The 19,176-nt window shown below is 72.1% G+C and carries 16 protein-coding genes; 8 read left to right on the top strand and 8 right to left on the bottom strand.

The window, feature by feature from the left end:
- Positions 1–239 precede the first annotated feature (239 nt).
- From ACYF6T_RS07405 to ACYF6T_RS07385, 5 genes are all read left to right on the top strand, one after another.
- Positions 240–1,667 (top strand): hypothetical protein, encoded by a 1,428-nt coding sequence (locus ACYF6T_RS07405; RefSeq protein ID WP_461694424.1) that lies wholly within the window; start codon positions 240–242, stop codon positions 1,665–1,667.
- Between the two features lie 275 nt (positions 1,668–1,942).
- The gene (locus tag ACYF6T_RS07400; protein WP_461694422.1) at positions 1,943–3,382 is read left to right on the top strand and encodes an alkaline phosphatase PhoX; all 1,440 of its coding nucleotides are present in this window, start codon (positions 1,943–1,945) and stop codon (positions 3,380–3,382) included.
- 275 nt (positions 3,383–3,657) lie between these two features.
- Positions 3,658–5,238, top strand: coding sequence for a TROVE domain-containing protein (locus tag ACYF6T_RS07395; protein WP_461694420.1), 1,581 nt, complete (start codon positions 3,658–3,660; stop codon positions 5,236–5,238).
- An 84-nt stretch (positions 5,239–5,322) separates the two neighbouring features.
- Positions 5,323–6,000 (top strand): GntR family transcriptional regulator, encoded by a 678-nt coding sequence (locus tag ACYF6T_RS07390; RefSeq protein ID WP_461694418.1) that lies wholly within the window; start codon positions 5,323–5,325, stop codon positions 5,998–6,000.
- 33 nt (positions 6,001–6,033) lie between these two features.
- The gene (locus tag ACYF6T_RS07385) at positions 6,034–7,050 is read left to right on the top strand and encodes a 1-aminocyclopropane-1-carboxylate deaminase (protein ID WP_461694416.1); all 1,017 of its coding nucleotides are present in this window, start codon (positions 6,034–6,036) and stop codon (positions 7,048–7,050) included.
- Positions 7,051–7,057: 7 nt separating this feature from the next.
- On the opposite strand, the gene ACYF6T_RS07380 is transcribed toward ACYF6T_RS07385, so the two are convergent.
- The gene (locus ACYF6T_RS07380) at positions 7,058–8,503 is read right to left on the bottom strand and encodes an MFS transporter (RefSeq protein WP_461694414.1); all 1,446 of its coding nucleotides are present in this window, start codon (positions 8,501–8,503) and stop codon (positions 7,058–7,060) included.
- A gap of 137 nt (positions 8,504–8,640) precedes the next feature.
- Here ACYF6T_RS07380 and ACYF6T_RS07375 point away from each other — a divergent pair, with 137 nt between their 5' ends.
- Complete coding sequence (locus ACYF6T_RS07375; RefSeq protein ID WP_461694412.1) at positions 8,641–9,219, top strand: TetR/AcrR family transcriptional regulator; 579 nt, start codon at positions 8,641–8,643, stop codon at positions 9,217–9,219.
- A 43-nt stretch (positions 9,220–9,262) separates the two neighbouring features.
- Here the strand turns inward: ACYF6T_RS07375 and ACYF6T_RS07370 are convergent, their stop codons facing one another.
- The 7 genes from ACYF6T_RS07370 to ACYF6T_RS07340 all read right to left on the bottom strand — a co-directional run bounded on the left by ACYF6T_RS07370 (position 9,263) and on the right by ACYF6T_RS07340 (position 16,698).
- Entirely contained in the window at positions 9,263–10,462 is a 1,200-nt protein-coding gene (locus tag ACYF6T_RS07370; RefSeq protein WP_461694769.1) for a TerD family protein, read from the bottom strand.
- Positions 10,463–10,535: 73 nt separating this feature from the next.
- Positions 10,536–11,525: a zinc-dependent alcohol dehydrogenase family protein gene (locus ACYF6T_RS07365; protein ID WP_461694410.1), complete on the bottom strand. Its 990-nt coding sequence runs from the start codon at positions 11,523–11,525 to the stop codon at positions 10,536–10,538.
- A complete protein-coding gene (locus ACYF6T_RS07360) occupies positions 11,522–12,370 on the bottom strand; it encodes a carbohydrate ABC transporter permease (RefSeq protein WP_461694408.1) in 849 nt (282 codons plus the stop codon). The genes ACYF6T_RS07365 and ACYF6T_RS07360 overlap by 4 nt, the downstream gene beginning before the upstream one ends.
- Positions 12,367–13,305: a carbohydrate ABC transporter permease gene (locus tag ACYF6T_RS07355; protein WP_461694406.1), complete on the bottom strand. Its 939-nt coding sequence runs from the start codon at positions 13,303–13,305 to the stop codon at positions 12,367–12,369. The genes ACYF6T_RS07360 and ACYF6T_RS07355 overlap by 4 nt, the downstream gene beginning before the upstream one ends.
- A complete protein-coding gene (locus ACYF6T_RS07350) occupies positions 13,302–14,675 on the bottom strand; it encodes an ABC transporter substrate-binding protein (protein ID WP_461694404.1) in 1,374 nt (457 codons plus the stop codon). The genes ACYF6T_RS07355 and ACYF6T_RS07350 overlap by 4 nt, the downstream gene beginning before the upstream one ends.
- Positions 14,676–14,801: 126 nt before the next feature.
- Positions 14,802–15,569 carry a DeoR/GlpR family DNA-binding transcription regulator gene (locus ACYF6T_RS07345; protein WP_461694402.1) on the bottom strand — a complete coding sequence of 256 codons (768 nt, stop codon included), beginning with the start codon at positions 15,567–15,569 and terminating at the stop codon, positions 14,802–14,804.
- Positions 15,570–15,873: 304 nt separating this feature from the next.
- Positions 15,874–16,698, bottom strand: coding sequence for an NAD-dependent epimerase/dehydratase family protein (locus ACYF6T_RS07340; RefSeq protein WP_461694400.1), 825 nt, complete (start codon positions 16,696–16,698; stop codon positions 15,874–15,876).
- A 219-nt stretch (positions 16,699–16,917) separates the two neighbouring features.
- Here ACYF6T_RS07340 and ACYF6T_RS07335 point away from each other — a divergent pair, with 219 nt between their 5' ends.
- Together ACYF6T_RS07335 and ACYF6T_RS07330 are read left to right on the top strand one after the other, a co-directional pair.
- Complete coding sequence (locus ACYF6T_RS07335) at positions 16,918–17,859, top strand: 5-dehydro-4-deoxyglucarate dehydratase (RefSeq protein ID WP_461694398.1); 942 nt, start codon at positions 16,918–16,920, stop codon at positions 17,857–17,859.
- Complete coding sequence (locus ACYF6T_RS07330; protein WP_461694396.1) at positions 17,856–19,079, top strand: hypothetical protein; 1,224 nt, start codon at positions 17,856–17,858, stop codon at positions 19,077–19,079. The genes ACYF6T_RS07335 and ACYF6T_RS07330 overlap by 4 nt, the downstream gene beginning before the upstream one ends.
- Positions 19,080–19,176 lie beyond the last annotated feature (97 nt).

Genomic DNA, 19,176 nt, shown 5'->3' with positions numbered 1-19,176 from the left:
CGCGACCGGTGGGGCGGTGGCGACGCGCGTAGAAAGTACGGTGAACAGATGTCCAGCGGATTTCTACGCGCGTCAATCTCCTGCCTGGCCAGGCCGGTTGTCAAGGTTTCGGCCATGTACGGCACCTGACGGAGAGATGAACCGGGCGGCATGGGGCCAAATCCGTCTAGGCTTCGGCTTGAGTCGTACGTCGTCCAGGTGGTCGTACGACCGTCGAGGCGCCGTAGGAGAACCAGCCGATGTCAGACCCCTCCCCCCTGCCGCCGGTACGGCTGCACCCCGAAGCGGAGCTGGCGCGGGACGCCCTGTCCACGCCGCTGCTCTCCCGGGCCGCGCGGCTGGCCCGCTGGGCCGGGCCGGACACGCGTGTCGATGCCGGGGGCGGGCTCGTCGACGAGCAGTTGCCCGCGGCCGCCGAGGCCCTCGGGCTGAGCGGGGACGACGCGGCGGCCTGCGCGAGCGAGGCCTGGCGGGTGGCCGTGGACACCGGTCTGGTCGAGGTCGTCGACGAGGAGGAGGGCACCGTCGCGGCCGGCGCGGAGCTCGCCGTGCTGACCGGCGGTTCGCCCGCCGACGTGCTCGGGGTGTGGCTCGGGGCGCTGGAGACGGTCGTCGCCGACGCCAGCGTGCCCGACCTGGACGACCTGGTCGAGGCGATGGGCGAGGGCGGCGAGGTCGACCTCTCCGGCCTGGACTGGGACCCGCGGGCGGAGGCCGAGTTCCTCGACGGGGTGCTCGGCAACCTGTACCTGCTGACGGTGAGCGAGGACGGGCCCGGGGAGGCGGCGGTGCCGCTGCCGGCGCTGGCCGCGTCGGTGATCGTGCCCTCCGACATGGGCGAGCCCACCAACGACGTCCTGGAACAGGTCTCGGACGCCATGATGCGGCTCGACGACCAGTTCCGGATGCTGGAGCCGGTGGGGCTCGTGGCGTACCAGCCGGTGGACGAGGCGCTGATGGCCGACGCCGACGAGGAGCCCGCGGCACCCGGCGACGACCTCGACGTCTCCCGGTACGGCATGGTGCGGCTGACGCCGCTCGGCCTGTACGGGCTGCGGGCGCGGCTGCTGGAGGCCGGGTTCCAGGCGCCGGCCGTCGGCGACCTCGCGGACAAGGGGGCCGACGCGCTGCTCGACGGGACGGCGGGTTTCGGTCAGTCGGCGGCGCGGGCGGAGACCGAGCAGTGGCTGGCCCGCCGCGAACCGCTCGCCGCAGCACGGGAGTTGCTCGCGGCGGCCCGCGGTACGGACACGGGGGCGCCGCTGCGCAGACTGCGCTGCCAGCAGGCGCTGTCCCTGGTCGGCACGCAGGCCGAACCGGCGCTGCGCGAGGTCCTGGACGACCCCGAACTCGGCGGACTGGCCCGCGTCTGGCTGACCGAGCACGGCGCGGCGGACGTGCCGGCGCCCTCGGAGTCGATGATCTTCTGGCTGACCATCGACACGGTCGCCGCCCAGCTGGCGGCGGAGGGCAACTCCGAGGAACTGCGGTCCCTGGTCCAGGGTCTGGCGGCCCAGCACGGCGGCTTCTTCGCGGCGGCCTGGCGGGTGGACCACCCGGCGACGGCGGACGTCCTGGAGGCGATGGGCCGCCTCCACCCGGACAAGAGGATCGCCAAGGAAGCCCGCAAGGCGGCGTTCAAGGCCCGCTCCCAGCAAGGGAGTTGACTCCCGGCGCGTGCAGGGGCCCGCTGCCGGGGCCGCAGAGCGGGGCCCTGCGCGGCGGACCGATGCGGCTTCGTTCGTTCCTGGCGCCGGTTCGTCCGGCCCATTACCTGGGCGAGAGGGTCTTTTCCCGCCCGTGGTGGGTCGCGTACGGATTCATGGAAGTGGGTGCCGAGTGGTCGCCCGGCGTTCAACCCCCGTTCAGACGTGGGCGGGACGGTGGCGCCGACCCGAGGTCCGCCACCCTCCACGGCACACCCACCGTCACAGGAGACACCATGTCGCTCACCCGCAGGGACTTCGCCAGAAAATCCGCGATCACCGGTGCCGGGGTCGCGCTGGCGGGCAGCGTCGGCGCCCTCGCCACCGCGCCGAACGCCCTTGCGTCCACGGACACCGAGAGCGCCGGGGAGTCGGCGGACGCCCACGGCGGTGTCGGATACGGACCGCTGCTCCCCGACCCGGACGGCATCCTCGCCCTCCCCGCCGGCTTCAAGTACCGGATCATCACCTACAGCGGCAGGACCAGGCTGGAGTCGGGCGAGTTCACGCCGTCCAACCACGACGGCACGTCCACCTTCGACGGCCCCCGCGGCGCGACCCTCCTGGTCAACAACCACGAGCTCAAGGGCCCGCGGTCGAACTGGAAGTACCCCGTGCCGCTCACCGAGGGCCTGGTCTACGACCCCGCCGCCTCCGGCGGCTGCACGGTCGTCGAGGTGCGCCGCGACCACGTCGCCGAGTGGGTCGGCATCGCCGGCACCTCCACCAACTGCGCCGGCGGCAACACCCCGTGGGGCACCTGGCTGACCTGCGAGGAGACCGAGGACAAGGCCGGCCAGAACGGCATGACCAAGGACCACGGCTACGTCTTCGAGGTCGACCCCGCCGACCGCCGGGCCAACCGCGACCCCAAGCCCGTCAAGGCGCTGGGCCGTTACGCCCACGAGGCCGTCGTCGTCGACCCCAAGCGCGGCCACCTCTACCTCACCGAGGACGCCTCCGGCCCCAACGGCCTGCTGTACCGCTGGACCCCGCCGGAGGGCTTCCACCACGGCCGCGGCAGGCTGCGCACGCTCGCCGACGACGCCGGCACGCTCCAGGCCTTCAAGTGCTTCGACTCCGGCGGCAAGTTCGTCGACGACCTCTCCCGCGCCACGAAGATCGGCACGGTCTACGGCGTCGACTGGGTGGACGTCCCCGACCGGGACGCCAAGTCGGTCTCCGTGCGCAAGCAGTTCACCGACGGCCAGGTCACCCGCGCCCGCAAGCTGGAGGGCATGTGGTGGGGCGACGGCGGCGCGTACATCGTCTCCTCGTACGCCCGTGAGGAGAGCCCCGTCCAGCACGACGGCTCGGTCTGGTTCTACGACCCCAAGCGCCGCACCCTCACCCTCAAGGTCCGCATCGGCGTCAACCCCGACCCGTCCGCCGAGGGCAACTTCGACGGCCCCGACAACATCACCGTCTCCCCCTACGGCGGCCTCGTCATCGCCGAGGACGGCGAGGGCCTGCAGCACCTGTTCGGCGCCACCGACAGCGGCCGCACCTACCCGATCGCCCGCAACGAGCTGAACATCGGCACCGAAGAGGAGCCGGAGTACAGCGAGTTCACCGGCGTCACCTTCTCGCCCGACGGCAGCACCCTGTTCGCCAACATCCAGGAGCCGGGCATCATGCTGGCGATCACCGGGCCGTGGAAGCGGCAGAAGCGGTGAATCCCGGTAAGGGGAACGGCATGTAATTGACTCGCTCCACCCGAGCTGTGCCTCCTACAGTGAGATCACAACGCAGCGCACCTCCCGGTGCGAAGGCAGCGGCTACTTCTCTTCCAAAGAATCCGATGCCGCCGTCGACTTGATCTCGGGAGGCGCAGCTCATGGCGGATGCCCGGTGTGCGGGTTCGCATCCTGTCGCCGACTCCTGAACTCGGGCATCCGCCTTTTTGCTGTGCCTCCTTCCGAAACAGCCGCGAATTCGGGGGGAATTCACCATGGCACGCTTCAATCGGAAGACCGCCAGGACACCGCCCACGTCCTGGGTCACGTCCACGGGCCGAGTGCTGCGGACGTACGAGGGCGGCCGGGGACGGCAGCGGGACGCGCGCTCGGAGCTCTTCCTGCTCGCGGTCGCCGACTTCGTCTCCCAGCGCACCTTCTACGAGACCGGCGCCGACCGTGACGACCGCTTCGCCGCCCTCGTGCGGCGGCTCGCCGTCGAGGACCCGGCGTGGACGGCCGGCCTGCTCGGCTGGCTGCGCGGCGAGGGAAACCTCCGTACCGCCGCCGTCGTCGGCGTCGCCGAGTACGTCAGGGCACGCCTCGACGCCGGCGCCACCGACGGCCCCGCCAACCGCCAGGTCGTCGCCTCCGTCCTGCGGCGCCCGGACGAGCCCGGCGAACTGCTCGCCTACTGGACGGCGACCTACGGCCGCACCGTCCCCAAGCCGGTCAAGCGCGGGATCGCCGACGCCGTACGCCGCCTCTACAGCGCCACGGCGCTGCTGAAGTACGACACCGCCTCCAAGGGCTACCGCTTCGGCGACGTCCTCAACCTGGTGCACGCCTGCCCCGACCCGGCCAAGCCGTGGCAGGGCGAGCTGTTCCGGTACGCCCTCGACCGGCGCCACCACCCGGACACGGCCGTGCCGCCCGCGGCGGACGGCGTCCTGACCGCGCACCGCGAGCTGATGGCGCTGCCCGTCGAGCAGCGGCGCGCGGTGGTGACGTCGGACGGCGGTGCCGAGCGGCTCGCGGCGGCCGGGATGACGTGGGAGGCGCTGGCCGGATGGCTCCAGGGACCGATGGACCGGGCGGCGTGGGAGGCGGTCATCCCGTCGATGGGGGCGATGGCACTGGTTCGGAACCTGAGGAACTTCGACCAGGCCGGCGTCTGCGACGAGGTGGCGGCCCGGGTGGCCGCGCGGATCAGCGACCCCGCCGAGGTCGCCCGCTCGCGGCAGTTCCCCTTCCGCTACCTCGCCGCCTACCGGCACGCGCCGTCGCTGCGCTGGGCGTTCCCGCTGGAGCAGGCGCTCGGCCATTCGCTGGCCAACGTGCCCGCGCTGCCCGGCCGCACGCTGATCCTGGTCGACCGCTCCGGCTCGATGTGGGCGCCGCTGTCGGACCGCTCGGAGCTCAACCGGGCCGACGCGGCGGCGGTCTTCGGCACGGCGCTCGCGCTGCGGGCGGCCCGCGCGGACCTCGTCGAGTTCGGCACCACGAGCCGGCGTCTGGCCTTCCGCAAGGGCGAGTCGGCGCTGAAGATACTCGACCGCTTCGGCGACCTGGGCGGCACCGACACCACCAGCGCGGTCCGCGCGCACTACCGGGGGCAGGACCGGGTGCTGATCGTCACCGACGAGCAGTACGCGTACAGCCGCCACGGTGACCCGACTGAGCAGGTTCCGGCGGACGTGCCGGTCTACACCTGGAACCTCGCCGGCTACCGCGCGGGCCACGGCCCGTCGGGCGGCGGGCACCGGCACACCTTCGGGGGCCTGAGCGACGCGGCCTTCCGGATGGTCCCGCTGCTGGAGTCGGCACAGAGCGCTGACTGGCCCTGGGCGGCCTGAGCCGCCGCATGCGTGGCCCGCACGTTCACGGGGGTGCGGGCCACACCCTTGTCCGCGTCCGCACTGACATCTAACATTTCAGTCGTGGAGGCCATACGACCCGTTCACCGCACCCTGCTCCGCGACCGCGCCTACGTGTCCATCCGGGACGCCATCGTGGCCGGGGAGCTGGAGCCCGGGGCGGTGGTGCGGGACGCCGAGCTCGCCGAGCGGCTCGGGCTGTCCCGGGCGCCCGTGCGGGAGGCCTTCGCGCGGCTGGTCGACGAGGGGCTGCTGGAGAGCAAGCCGCAGAGCTACACGCGGGTCACCCCGCTCGTCACCGCCGACGTGCGCGACGCCGCCGCCGTGGTCGGCGCCATGCACGAACTGGTCACCCGGGTCGCCGTGCCCCGGCTGCTCACCGCGGACGTCCAGGCGATGCGCGCGGCCAACGAGCGGTTCGCCGCCGCCGTGGCCGGCGGTGACGTGGACGAGGCCGTCCGCGCCGACGACGACCTGCACGACGTCCTCGTCCGGGTCGCCGGCAACCGCGCGGCCGCAGCCACCATCGCCCGCTACACCCCGCTCATCCGCCGGCTGGAGCGCCGCCGCTTCGGCGAGGGCGGCACCTGCCGCTCGGCCGGACTGCACGAGCGGCTGATCGAGGCCTGCGGCGCCGGCGACACGGACAGGGCCGTCCACGTCACCGCGCGGATCTGGCGCAGCCTCGCCGCCCTCGCCGACGGCGACGCAACCGAAGGCGGCGCAACCGACGGTGGCTGATGCCGGCGACCGTTCCCGAACACGGGAGGACCCATGTCCCTTTCCTCGTACGACCGTTACCCCCTCCTCTTCGGCCCCTCGCCCGTGCACCCCCTGGAACGCCTCACCGCCCACCTCGGCGGCGCCTCCCTGTGGGCCAAGCGGGAGGACTGCAACTCCGGTGTCGCGTACGGCGGGAACAAGACCCGCAAGCTGGAGTACCTGGTCGCCGACGCGCTCGCCCAGGGCTGTGACACCCTCGTGTCGATCGGTGGAGTGCAGTCCAACCACACCCGCCAGGTCGCGGCCGTCGCCGCCCGCGCCGGGCTGAAGTGCGTGCTGGTCCAGGAGAGTTGGGTCGACTGGCCGGACTCCGTGTACGACAGGGTCGGCAACATCCTGATCAGCCGGCTCGCCGGGGCCGACGTACGGCTGGTGAAGGCCGGGTTCGGGATCGGGTTCAAGGAGAGCTGGGAGCAGGCCCTGCGGGAGGTCGAGGAGCGGGGCGGGAAGCCGTACGCCATTCCCGCCGGCGCCTCCGACCACCCCCTCGGCGGCCTCGGCTTCGCCGGGTGGGCCTACGAAGTCGCCGAGCAGGAGCAGGAGTTGGGGGTCTTCTTCGACACCGTGGTGGTGTGCTCGGTGACCGGGTCGACCCAGGCGGGCATGGTCGCCGGGTTCGCCGCCCTGGCAGAGGCCGGCGGACGGCCGCGCCGGGTGCTCGGCGTCGACGCCTCGGCGAAACCGGCCGCCACCCGTGGGCAGATCGCCCGGATCGCCCACCACACCGGGCGACTCATCGGCGTCAGGAGGGAGCTGACCGAGGCGGACGTGGAGCTGGACGAGCGGTACCACGCGGGCACGTACGGCATCCCGGACGAGACCACACTGGCGGCGATGCGTCTGGCCGCGCGCACCGAGGGCATGGTCACCGATCCCGTGTACGAGGGGAAGTCGATGGCCGGGATGATCGATCTGGTCCGGCGCGGTGAGATCGGCGAGGACTCCACCGTCCTCTACGCGCACCTCGGCGGTCAGCCGGCCCTGAACGCCTACAGCGCCCTGTTCTGACGCCCGCTCACGCGGCGACCGCCTTCGGCCGGGTGCCGGTGATGACGAGCCCCGCCACCAGCAGCGCGGCCAGGGCGATCAGCGCGCCGACGCCGAAGGCGCGGGCCGAGCCCTCGACGAGGACGTGGGACGGCGATCCGGCCGCGTGCCGGGTCGCCGTGCCGTAGACGGTGACCAGGACGGCGAGCCCGAGGGTGCCGCCGAGCCACTGGAGGGTCTGCAGCAGACCGGAGGCGGCGCCCGCCTCCCGCGGCTCGATGCCGGCCAGGATCGTCGCGTTCAGCGGCATCAGGGTCAGACCGATGCCGACGCCGATCAGCAGCAGCGGTCCGAGCAGGCCGGCCGCGTAGCCGTCGTCGGCTTCCAGGCGCCACAGCCAGCCGGAGGCGCCGACCAGGATGGTCAGCCCGGTGAGCATCAGTGGCTTGGCGCCGAGGCGGGCCAGCAGCCGGGGCGCCAGACGCACGGTCGTGAACATCACCACCGTCATCGGCAGGAAGGCGAACCCGGCGCGCAACGGGCTGTAGCCCAGGACGCGTTGGCTGATGAGGGTGAGGAAGTAGAAGGCGCCGAACATGCCGGCCGGCACCAGCATGACGCTGGCGTAGCCGCCGGCCCGGTTGCGGTGGGCCAGCAGCCGCAGCGGCAGGATCGGCTGGTCGGCGCGGGTCTCGACCAGCACGAACGCCGTCAGCAGCGCCGTCGCCGTACTGAAGCCCAGCAGTGCCTGGGTGTCGCTCCAGCCCTGCTCCGAGACGCGGATGAAGGCGTAGACGAGCGCGCTCATGCCGGCCGTGCCGGTCAGCGCGCCCGCCGCGTCGAACCGGCCCGCGTGGCGCGGGGTCTCGGTGACGAAGCGGGGCAGGGCGAAGGCGACGCCGATGCCGATCGGCACGTTGATCAGCAGCGACCAGCGCCAGGACGCCCAGGAGGTGAGCATCCCGCCGAGGACCAGCCCGATGGAGGCGCCGATGCCGGCCATGGAGGCGTAGACGCCGAGGGCGTGGTGGCGGCGGGGGCCGTCGGGGAAGTTGGTGGTGATCAGGGCGAGGGTGCTGGGGGCGGTGAGCGCGGCGCCGACTCCTTGCAGGGCGCGGGCGAGGAGCAGCCAGGCGCTGTCGCCGGCCAGGCCGCCGAGCAGGGAGGATCCGGCGAACAGGAGCACGCCGACGGTCAGGGTGCGGCGGCGGCCGATGATGTCCCCGACCCGGCCGCCGAGCAGCAGCAGGCCGCCGAAGGCGAGGGTGTAGGCGTTGAGAACCCAGGACAGGCCGGTGGGGCTGAAACCGAGATCCTGTTGGATGTCGGGGAGCGCGACGTTGACGACGGTGGAGTCGACGCCGACCATCAGGTAGGCGGTGACGATGACGAACAGGACGGCGCCGAGCCTGGCAGGGTGCGGTGGCGTGGCGGGTGGAGCGGAGGCGGTGGACGGCAGGGACGGGGTGGACATCGGGTTCTCCCGGTCTCGTGTCCCCGCAAGACAAGGAAGCGGGCAGCGCGGACTGCCCGCACGGATAAGCGGGGACTGTCTCCGTTTAACTCTCGCTAAAATACGGAGAGAGTCCCCGGTTCGCAAGGAGTATCTGGATGACGCAGGTCAGGCCCATGCGCGCGGACGCTCGGCGCAACTACGAGCGGTTGCTGAAGGCGGCGGCGCAGGCCTTCGCCGAGCATGGGGAGAACGCGTCGCTCGACGACATCGCCAAGCGGGCGGGGGTCGGCTCCGGCACGCTGTACCGGCACTTCCCGACCCGGCAGGCGCTGCTGGAGGCGGCGTACGTGGACACGATCGAGGCGCTCGGGTCGCGGGCCGACGAGCTGGCCGAGGAACTGCCGCCGGGCGAGGCGCTGCTGGAGTGGCTGCACGAGGTGTGTCTCGGCACGATCCAGGTGCGGGGTCTGAAGGCCCTGCTGGGCTCGGCCGTGACGGACGGGAGCAACGCGGCGGTGACCGCCTGCGGCACCCACATGAAGAAGGCGGCGGAGCGGCTGGTGGTCGCGGCCCAGCGGGAGGGGACCCTGCGCGCGGACGTCCAGCCGATCGATGTGCTGCGGCTGGCGCACGGGGTGTCCCACGCCTCGGAGCTGGCGAACGGGCAGGGACGGGAGATCAGGCGGTATCTGGAGCTGCTGACGCACGGGTTGCGGCCCGCCGACGCCAGGTGAGCGCCGGGCGCCTCCGCTGCCGGAGGCGCCCGCCGTCGGCCCTCTACAACGCTTCGGCGCCCGGCTTCACCATGTTCCGCACCGTGCGGGCCTTCACGAACGAGCCCAGCGCCGTCATGTCCCACTCGCCGGAGAACTGGCGGATCAGCTTGGCCATCATCACGCCCGTCTGCGCTTCGGCGTTGGTGAGGTCGAAGCGGACCAGCTCCTCGCCGGTGGCGGCGTCCAGGAGCCGGCAGTAGGCCTTGGCCACCTCGGTGAACTTCTGGCCGGAGAAGGAGTTCACCGTGAAGACCAGGCCCGTGACCTCCTGCGGGAGCCGGCCGAGGTCGACGACGATCACCTCGTCGTCCCCGCCGCCCTCGCCGGTGAGGTTGTCGCCGGAGTGCTTGATCGCGCCGTTCAGGATCGACAGCTTGCCGAAGTAGCAGCTGTCGATGTGGTTGCGCTGCGGCCCGTACGCGATGACCGACGCGTCCAGGTCGATGTCCCGGCCGCGGAACGCCGGCTCCCAGCCCAGACCCATCTTGACCTGGGAGAGCAGCGGGCGGCCGCCCTTGACGAGGGAGACGGTCTGGTTCTTCTGGAGGCTGACGCGGCCCTTGTCGAGGTTGATCTTCCCGGCGCCGGGGGCGGGGGCCGCGGGCGCGGGCGGTGCGGGCGGGGGAGGCGGAGCCATGGTGGACAGGGGCGGCGCCGGCGGTGCGGCCGGGGGCTGGGCGGCCGGCCGCGGCGGGGCCGCCGGGGCCGGCTCCTCCACCGTCACGCCGAAGTCGGTGGCGATGCCCGCCAGTCCGTTGGCGTACCCCTGTCCGACCGCCCGTGCCTTCCAGGCGCCGCCCCGCAGGTAGATCTCCACGACCACCAGCGCCGTCTCGGTGCCGAGCTGCGGGGGCGTGAACGTGGCCAGGACGCTGTTGTCGTCCGCGTTGCGGATCGTGGCCGTCGGTTCGATGCCCTGGAAGGTCTGGCCGGCCGCGTCCGGGCTGGCGGTGACGACCACCTTCTCGATGCCCGGCGGGAGCGCGGCCGTGTCGACGGTGATCGCGTCGGGTGCCGTACCCCCGCCCGAGCGGTACGTCACGCCCGGTCCCGCCGGCTGGTTGTAGAAGATGAAGTCGTCGTCGGAGCGCACCTTGCCGTCGCCGGTGAGCAGCAGGCCCGAGACGTCCAGCCGCACCGGGGCGGCCACGTCCACCGTCACGCGGGCGGTGGTCAGCGGGATGTTCGAGCCGGGGGTCATAGCTGTCATACCCGTTGAACGACCGGGCCCGCTTTACCGTTCCCTTACCAAGCGATCAATTGCGCCGCCCGGTCTACGGCACCACCACGATCTTGCGGCCGACCCCCGCCGCGAACTGGTCCAGCGCCTGCGGGTACCGCTCCAGCGGGACGCGGTCGCTGATGAAGACCTCCGGATCCAGCACCCCGTTCGCGAACAGCTCGGCCGCCCGCTCGAAGCTGTGCAGCACCGCCATGGAACCGGTGATGGTGATCTCCTGGTTGTAGATGCGGTACGGGTCGATCGTCACGCGGGTCGCGTAGTCCGCCACCCCGAACTGCAGGAACGTGCCCGCCTTCGCCACCCGGTCCAGGCCGTCCTGGATCGCCGCCGCGTTGCCCGTCGCGTCGATCACGACGTCCCAGCCCTGCGGGCGCTCCAGCTCGTCCGCGCTCGCCGCCGACGCCGAGACGCCGAGCCGGCGGGCGGTCTCCAGGCGGGCCGGGTTCAGGTCCACCACGTCCACGCTCGCCGCGCCCGTGCGCTTGGCCAGCTCCAGCATCATCAGGCCCATCGTCCCGGAGCCGTAGATCAGGACGTGTGCGCCCAGGCGCGACTGGAGGACGTCGTAGCCGCGCACGGCGCACGACAGGGGCTCCACCAGGGCGGCGTCCTCGGTGCGCACGTGCTCGGGCAGCTTCACGCAGTTCGCCACCGGGGCGAGCGCGAACCGGGCCGCGCCGCCGGCCGTCGTCACGCCGATCGCCGCCCACCGCTCGCACATGTTGTTGTGGCCGATACGGCAGTACCGGCACTCGTGGCAGTACAGCGAGGGATCGACCGCCACCCGGTCGCCGATCGCGACCTCGGTGACCTGGGTGCCGACCCCGACCACCTCGCCCGCGAACTCGTGCCCGGGGACGATGGGCAGCTTGGGCGCGAACTCGCCCTGGAGGATGTGCAGGTCGGTGCCGCACAGGCCGCAGGCGGCGACCTCGACGACGACCTCGCGCGGCCCTGGCGTCGGGTCCGGGACCTCGGTGACGACGGCGCGGCCCACGGACTCGATGACGGCGGCCTTCATTTCACGGCTCCCAACGACAGGCCCTGGACCAGTTTGTCCTGGGCGGCGAACCCCGCGGCGAGCACCGGCAGGGAGATGACGAGCGACGCGGCGCACACCTTCGCCAGGAACAGTCCCTGGCTGGTGATGAAGCCGGTCAGGAAGACCGGGGCGGTCTCGGCCACGACCCCGGTCAGGACACGGGCGAACAGCAGCTCGTTCCAGCTGAAGATGAAGCAGATCAGGGCCGTCGCCGCGATGCCGGGCAGCGCGATCGGGGCGACCACGCGCGCGAGGATGGTCGGCAGCCGCGCGCCGTCGATCTGCGCCGCCTCGATGACGGCGACCGGCACCTCGGCGAGGAAGGACTGCATCATCCACACCGCGATCGGCAGGTTCATGGCGGTGTAGAGCAGGACCAGCAGCCAGATGTTGTCCAGCATGCCGGCGTTCTTGGCGAACAGGTAGATCGGCAGCAGGCCCGCCACCGCCGGCATCATCTTGGTGGACAGGAAGAAGAACAGCACGTCGGTCCACTTCTTCACCGGCCGGACGGACAGCGCGTACGCCGCCGGGAGGGCCAGCAGCAGCACGCACAGCGTCGACGCCACGGACGCCACCGTGGAGTTGACCAGCGCCGGCCAGGGGCTCGCGCCGCCGCCGGTGCCGAAGAACTCGCGGTAGCCGTCCAGGGTGAGGGACGCGCCGAAGGAGGGCGGGTTGGTGGCCGCGTCGGACTCGGAGTGGAAGGACGTCAGCGCCATCCAGGCGATGGGCAGGAAGAACACGATCCCCACCAGCCAGGCCAGCAGGCCGAGGCCGACTCCCTTGCGGCGCGGGCGGGTTCGTACGGCGATGGTGCTCATGCGCGGGACACCTCCTCGCGGAACAGGGACGACACCACGCGCAGCGCGAAGGTGGCGATGACGATCGAGCCGATGACCACCAGGACGCCCGCGGCCGAGGCGAGGCCGTTCTCGTGGGCCTGGTAGAAGCTCTGGTAGACGGTGTAGGGAAGGTTGGCGGTGCCCAGACCGCCGGAGGTGATCGTGAAGACCGCGTCGAAGTTCTGCACGATGTAGATCGAGCCCAGCAGGGCGCCGAGTTCCAGGTACCGGCGCAGGTGCGGGAGCGTCAGATGGCGGAAGATCTGCCAGTCGCTCGCGCCGTCCACGCGGGCCGCCTCGATCTGCTGGTGGTCGCGGCTCTGCAGGCCCGCCAGCAGGATCAGCATCATGAAGGGCGTCCACTGCCACACCAGCGCGGCCTCGACCGCGAGCAGCGGGGTGTCGGAGATCCAGTCGGGCTGTGGTCCGCCCACATAGTGCAACAACCCGTTGAGCAAGCCGTATTCGGGGTTGTAGAGCACATGCTTCCACAGCAGCGCGGCGGCCACCGGCACAACGAGGAAGGGCGCGATCAGCAGGGTGCGCACCACGCCCCGGCCGCGGAAGCGCCGGTCGAGCAGCAGCGCCAGCAGCAGGCCCAGGACCAGGCTGGCCAGCACCACCGCCACCGTCAGCAGCACGGTCGTCCACACCGAGTGGCGCAGGTCCGGGTCGGTGAGGACCTCGTGGTAGTTGTCCAGGCCGGTGAAGTGCCGGGCCTTGGGGTAGAGGGCGTTCCAGTCGAAGAACGAGATCACCAGGGTGGCCACGAACGGCAGCTGGGTCACCACGATCATGAACACCAGGGCCGGCAGCAGCGGGGCCCGGGTCGCCCAGGCGCGCAGACGGGCGGAGGGGACGTTCCTGGCTGGTACGGGCGTTGCGGCTATGGGTGCCGTTGTCGTCGCGGTCATCGTCCCTCGTACTCCTTGGAGATCTTCTCGGCGAGCGCCTGTGACTTCCTCAGGGCCGACTCGACGGACTGGCGTCCGGCGATGGCCGCGCTGATCTCCTGGGAGACCTTGGTGCCGAGATCGGTGAACTCGGGGATGCCGACGAACTGGATGCCGGGCGCGGGGCGCGGCTGCACCCCCGGGTCGTTGGGCCGGGCGTCCTCGATGGCCTCCTTGGTCATCTCCTGGAACGCGGCGGCCTCCTTGACGTAGGCGGCGTTGGTGTACGTCGACGCGCGCTTGCCGGCGGGGACGTTGGACCAGCCGTCGGTGTCGCCGACCAGTTGCTCGTACTGCTTGCCGGAGGCCCAGGAGATGAACTTCCAGGCCTTGTCGGGGTTGCGGGACGCCTTCTGGATGCCCCAGGCCCAGGTGTAGAGCCAGCCGGAGGATTCGGTCTTCTCGACGGGGGCGGGGGCGTAGCCGAGCTTGCCCTTGACCGGGGAGCCCTTGGCCTCCAGGGAGCCGGCCGCGGAGGTGGCGTCGTACCACATGGCGATCTTGCCCTGGGTCATGTTGTTCAGGCACTCGGCGAAGCCGGACTGGGCGGCGCCGGACTCGCCGTGCGCGCGGACCAGGCCGACGTAGAACTTCGTCGCCTTCTCGAAGGCGGGGGAGTCGAGCCGGGCCTTCCAGTCCTTGGTGAACCAGGTGCCGCCGAAGGTGTTGACCACGGTGGTCAGCGGGGCCATCAGCTCGCCCCAGCCGGGCAGGCCGCGCAGGCAGATGCCCTTCATGCCGGGCTCGGCGCCGTCCACCTTGGCGGCCAGGTCGGCCACCTGGGTCCAGGTGGGGTGCGCGGGCATGGTCAGGCCCTTCTTCTCGAACACGTCCTTGCGGTACATCAGGAAGGACGACTCGCCGTAGAAGGGCTGGCCGTAGAGCTTGCCGTCGTCGGCGGTGAGCGACTGCCGCATCGGCTTGAGGACGTCCTGTTCGTCGTACGCCGGGTCCTTGGCGACGTAGGAGTCCATCTCGTGCAGCCAGCCGTTCTTGGCGTAGATGGGGATCTCGTAGTTGGAGAGCGTCGCCACGTCGTACTGGCCGGCCTGGTTGGCGAAGTCCTGGCTGATCTTGTCGCGGACGTCGTTCTCGGGCAGCACGGTGAAGTTGACCTTGATGCCGGTCTCTTTGGTGAAGTGGGCCTTGGTCAGCTTCTGCAGCTCCACCATCTGCGGGTTGTTGACCATCAGGACGTTGACGGAGTCGCCGCCGGAGCCGGCCCCGCCCGCCCCGACCCAGCAGCCGGAGAGCAGCGGGGCGAGCAGCGTCCCTGCGGCGGCCAGGGCGAGCGTGGCTCGCGGCGGCCGTCGTCGGCTCTGGGTTCGCATGAATCGCTCCTGGACGTATGGAGAGGTGACATAAGGGGAGATAAGGGGCGCGCGACGGCGTACGTGTGCCCCGGGGGAGTGGGTTTGCTTTTCGAACGGATGGGTCTGCTGTTCGGATGTCCCGGGTCAGACGCGCACGACCTGGGGGCCCAGCAGCGCGTACCGATGGGCCTCCGCCGACGGCAGCAGCGTGCTCGTCACGATCGTCTCCAGTGCGCCGATCTCGGCGAACCGGCAGAAGCTGACCGCGCCGAACTTGGTGTGCACACCGGCGAACACCGTGCGCCGCGCGGCCCGGATCGCCTGCGCCTTGACCTCGCTGACGGCCGGGTCGGGGGTGGTCAGACCGTGGCCGCGCGAGATGCCGTTGGCGCCGATGTAGGCGAGGTCGAGGACGAAACCGGCCAGCATCCTGGTCGTCCAGTGGTCGACGGTGGCCAGGGTGCCGGAGCGGACCCGGCCGCCGAGCAGCAGGACGGTCGTGTTCGGCGCCTCGGCGAGGGCGCCCGCGACCGGCAGGGAGGCGGTGACCACGGTCAGCGGCCGGTCCTTGGGCAGCGCCTCGGCGATGAGCTGGGGGGTGAAGCCCTCGTCGACGAAGACCGTCTCGGCGTCCCCGAGCAGCTCGGCCGCGGCGGCCGCGATCCGGCGCTTCTCGGGTACGTGACTGGTGGCGCGGAAGGCGAGCGTCGTCTCGAAGCCGGCGCTCTCCACCGGGTAGGCGCCGCCGTGGGTGCGGCGGACCAGCCCGTGGTCCTCCAGGGCGCGCAGATCCCGTCGTACGGTCTCCTTCGCCACGCCCAGGTCGGCGGCGAGCTCGGTGACGTCCACGGAGCCCTTGGCGCGCGCCGCTTTCACGATGTGCCGCTGGCGGTCTTCCGCCGTGCCGGTCATGTGGTCACCCGCCTTCCCTGTGCGCTGCCCGTTCGGGCCCTCGGAGGAAGTTCTACAGCGGGTGGGTGGCGGTGACCAGGTCTGTTGCGGAGGCGATCGTGTCCGCGTGTGCCCGTTCGGGCGGCCGTCGCCCACGGACTCGGCAGGTGTCGGTGGCGGGCGGGCGCGGGTTCGTCGTGGCTGGTCGCGAGGTTCCGCGCGCCCCTGGGGGTGGCGCCGGCGCGCCGGCGCCCACGTCGCGCCCATGCCCGAATGGGCGGCGCGGCGGCCCGTTCCGTGCCCGCTCGCCGTCGGAACCGGCCGTTCAGTACGGCCAGATCGGCGGGTCGCTGACGAAGGCGCCGCCCAGGTAGTCGTGCGCGACGTTGCCCGGTTCCAGCTCGCCCTGCTCGGCGATCAGCTTCTCCGCGTACGGCTCGGAGTCGTCCTGCGGCTCGTAGCCGAGCGCCCGCGCGGTCGACAGGTCCCACCACAGCCGGGTGTTGGCGGAGGAGCCGTAGACCACCGTGTGCCCGACGTTCTCGGCGGTCAGGGCCGCGTGGAAGAGGCGGGCGCCGTCGGCCGGGCTCATCCACACCGACAGCATCCGCACGCTGGTCGGCTCCGGGAAGCAGGAGCCGATGCGCACCGACACCGTCTCCATGCCGTACTTGTCCCAGTACAGTTGCGCGAGGTCCTCGCCGAAGGACTTGGACAGGCCGTAGAAGGTGTCCGGGCGGCGCGGGGTGTCGACCGGGATCAGCGCGCTCGGATCGAGAGGTGCGTCGCCCCGGGGGCGCGGGGTGAAGCCGACCGCGTGGTTGGAGGAGGCGAAGACGATCCGGCCGACGCCCTCCTCGCGGGCGGCCTCGTACACGTTGTAGGTGCCCTCGATGTTCGCCTTGAGGATCTTCTCGAAGGGGGCTTCCAGGGAGATGCCCGCGAGGTGGATGATCGCGTCGACGCCCCGTACGGCCTCGCGCAGCGCCTGCCGGTCGGAGAGGTCGGCGGTGATCGCGTCCGGGTCGCCCTCGATGGGGCGCACGTCGAGGAGGCGCAGCTCGTAGCCGAAGGCCGGGAGCAGGTTCTGCATCAGGGTGCCGACACCGCCGGCGGCGCCGGTGAGCAGAACGGTGCGGGGGGCTGGCATCCTCGCTTCTCCTTCGGTCGGCGAATCGCGTGTATGCACGATATTCACATCCGTGGACACGCTAGGGATCCGGGACGGACCCGTCAAGTGTCCCATGCGGGGCGGGAATCTGCTGGTCTGAGGCGGGTTTGTGCGCTTGACCGGCCATTGCGGGGCACTTTAGCGTGGTGCCGTTCAAGAATGTAGACGCGGATCATAGACATGTAACCGGGAGAGCCCGTGACGCCTGCCCCTCTCGCTGCTCGACTCAGCATCCCCCGCGGGCCGCTGTTCTTCCCCGTCACCGCCTTCGGCCAGGACGGCGCGATCGACCTCGACGCCTACCGCACCCATGTGCGCCGCGGGGTCGAGGCAGGTGCCGCCGCGGTCTTCGCCTGCTGCGGCACCGGCGAGTTCCACGCGCTCACCCCCGAGGAGTTCGAGACGTGCGTACGGGCGGCCGTCGAGGAGACGGCGGGCCGGGTGCCGGTCGTCGCCGGCGCCGGGTACGGCACCGCGCTGGCCGTGCGGTACGCGCGCCTCGCGGCCGCGGCCGGCGCGGACGGGCTGCTGGCCATGCCGCCGTACCTGGTGGTCGCCGGGCAGGAGGGGCTGCTGCGGCACTACCGCGAGGTCGCCGCCGCGACCGCGCTGCCCGTCGTCGTCTACCAGCGCGACAACGCCGTCTTCACCCCGGACACGGTCGTCGAACTGGCCCGCACCGAAGGGATCGTCGGCTTCAAGGACGGCCTCGGCGACCTCGACCTCATGCAGCGCATCGTCAGCGCCGTCCGCACCGAGGCGACGGGCGACTTCCTCTACTTCAACGGCCTGCCCACCGCCGAGCAGACCCAGCTCGCCTACCGCGCCATCGGCGTCCCGCTCTACTCCTCCGCCGTCTTCTGCTTCGCCCCCGAGATCGCCCTCGCCTTCCACCGCGCGCTCGTCTCCGGCGACGACGGCACCGCGCACCGCCTGCTCGACGGCTTCTACCGGCCGTTCGTCGAACTGCGCGCCCAGGGCCGCGGTTACGCCGTCTCGCTGGTCAAGGCGGGCGTACGGCTGCGCGGGCTGGACGTGGGGGAGGTCCGCCCCCCGCTGCACGAACCGACCGAGGACCATGTCAAGCAGCTCGGTCAGCTGATCGACCGCGGGTACGCGCTGCTGGAGGACGGCAAGTGAAGACATCGGCTTTCGTCTATCCCTGGGACGTCAACGGCGACCCCGAGGCCGCGGACCGCGTCGCCGCGCTCGGCGTGGCGCAGGTGACGCTGGCGTCCGCCTACCACTCCACGCGCGCGCTCACGCCCCGCCACCCCCGCCACCGCATCGTCACCGCCGAGCACGCGGCCGTGCTGTACCCGGCCGGCGACCGCTGGCGCGGACGTCCGCTGCGCCCCTACCCGGCCGGCGACTGGGCTCCCGGCGACGCCTTCGGAGAGGCCGCCGAGGCGCTCGCGGGCGCCGGTCTCGAGGTGCACACCTGGGTCGTCCTCGCCCACAACTCCCGCCTCGGCGCCGAGCACCCGGACACCTCCGTCGTCAACGCCTACGGCGACCGCTACCCGTGGGCCCCCTGCATCGCCCAGCCCGCCACGCGCGCGTACCTCGTCGAACTCGCCGCCGAGGCGGCCGTACGGCCGGGCGCGCGCGGCACCGAACTGGAGTCCCTCGGCTGGTACGGCCTGCAGCACCTGCACGCCCACGACAAGACCGGCGGGGTCGGCCTCGGCGACGCCGGCCACTACCTGATGGCGCTGTGCTTCTGCCCGGCCTGCCGGGAGGGGTACGGCGAACAGGGCCTGGACGCCGACGCGTTGGCGGCCGCCGTACGCGAGGCGCTGGAGCCGCTGTGGCGGGGGGCGCCCGACGAAGGGGGCTGGGCCGGGGTGGAGAAGCTGCTCGGGCAGGAGCGGGCGGCGGCCACGCGCGCGTGGCGGGACGACACCGCCCGCACCCTCCAGGAGACGGCGGTCCGCGCGGTGCGCGAGGCGGCCCCCGAGGGCTTCCAGGTGCTGCTGCACGCCGACCCGGTGACCTACCACGTCGGCGCCAACGCGGGCGTGGACCCCGGGCACATCCTGTCCGTCGCCGACGGCGTGGTCGTCCCGTGCACGGGCGGTCCGGGCCTGCTGACGCCCTTCGCCGAGCAGCGGCGGCAGGGCGCCGTCATCGCCGCCAACCTCACGGTCGTGTCGGGGATGGGCGGCAGCCCGGGCACGCTGGCGGCGGACGCGGCGGCGGCCCGGGAGCGGGGGGCCACGGAACTGCGGCTGTATCACGCCGGGTTGGCGTCGGACGGGGACCTCGCGGCGGTGCGGGAGGCCCTCGCCGGGCTCCGCGCCACGGCGCCCGCGGTCACCAGCAGCGCCACGCCGAGCGCGGCCGACACCAGCCGGTAGTCGGCCACCTCGACCAGCAGCGCCCCGGCGGCCAGCCCCAGCACGTTCGGCGTGAACATCAGGGTGTTGGCCGTGGCGGCCGTACGGCCCAGCAGCG

It is taken from the genome of Streptomyces sp. 7R007, from assembly GCF_054850255.1.
The sequence above is the reverse complement of the archived record's forward strand: the minus strand, read 5'-3'. Positions and strand labels throughout refer to the sequence as shown.

What these genes read in the sequence shown, in the direction of transcription:
- ACYF6T_RS07405 (WP_461694424.1), top strand. Translation starts at nt 240, where the DNA reads ATGTCAGACCCCTCCCCCCTGCCGCCGGTACGGCTGCACCCCGAAGCG.
- ACYF6T_RS07400 (WP_461694422.1), top strand. Translation starts at nt 1,943, where the DNA reads ATGTCGCTCACCCGCAGGGACTTCGCCAGAAAATCCGCGATCACCGGT.
- ACYF6T_RS07395 (WP_461694420.1), top strand. Translation starts at nt 3,658, where the DNA reads ATGGCACGCTTCAATCGGAAGACCGCCAGGACACCGCCCACGTCCTGG.
- ACYF6T_RS07385 (WP_461694416.1), top strand. Translation starts at nt 6,034, where the DNA reads ATGTCCCTTTCCTCGTACGACCGTTACCCCCTCCTCTTCGGCCCCTCG.
- ACYF6T_RS07380 (WP_461694414.1), bottom strand. Translation starts at nt 8,503, where the DNA reads ATGTCCACCCCGTCCCTGCCGTCCACCGCCTCCGCTCCACCCGCCACG.
- ACYF6T_RS07375 (WP_461694412.1), top strand. Translation starts at nt 8,641, where the DNA reads ATGACGCAGGTCAGGCCCATGCGCGCGGACGCTCGGCGCAACTACGAG.
- ACYF6T_RS07370 (WP_461694769.1), bottom strand. Translation starts at nt 10,462, where the DNA reads ATGACCCCCGGCTCGAACATCCCGCTGACCACCGCCCGCGTGACGGTG.
- ACYF6T_RS07365 (WP_461694410.1), bottom strand. Translation starts at nt 11,525, where the DNA reads ATGAAGGCCGCCGTCATCGAGTCCGTGGGCCGCGCCGTCGTCACCGAG.
- ACYF6T_RS07360 (WP_461694408.1), bottom strand. Translation starts at nt 12,370, where the DNA reads ATGAGCACCATCGCCGTACGAACCCGCCCGCGCCGCAAGGGAGTCGGC.
- ACYF6T_RS07355 (WP_461694406.1), bottom strand. Translation starts at nt 13,305, where the DNA reads ATGACCGCGACGACAACGGCACCCATAGCCGCAACGCCCGTACCAGCC.
- ACYF6T_RS07350 (WP_461694404.1), bottom strand. Translation starts at nt 14,675, where the DNA reads ATGCGAACCCAGAGCCGACGACGGCCGCCGCGAGCCACGCTCGCCCTG.
- ACYF6T_RS07345 (WP_461694402.1), bottom strand. Translation starts at nt 15,569, where the DNA reads ATGACCGGCACGGCGGAAGACCGCCAGCGGCACATCGTGAAAGCGGCG.
- ACYF6T_RS07340 (WP_461694400.1), bottom strand. Translation starts at nt 16,698, where the DNA reads ATGCCAGCCCCCCGCACCGTTCTGCTCACCGGCGCCGCCGGCGGTGTC.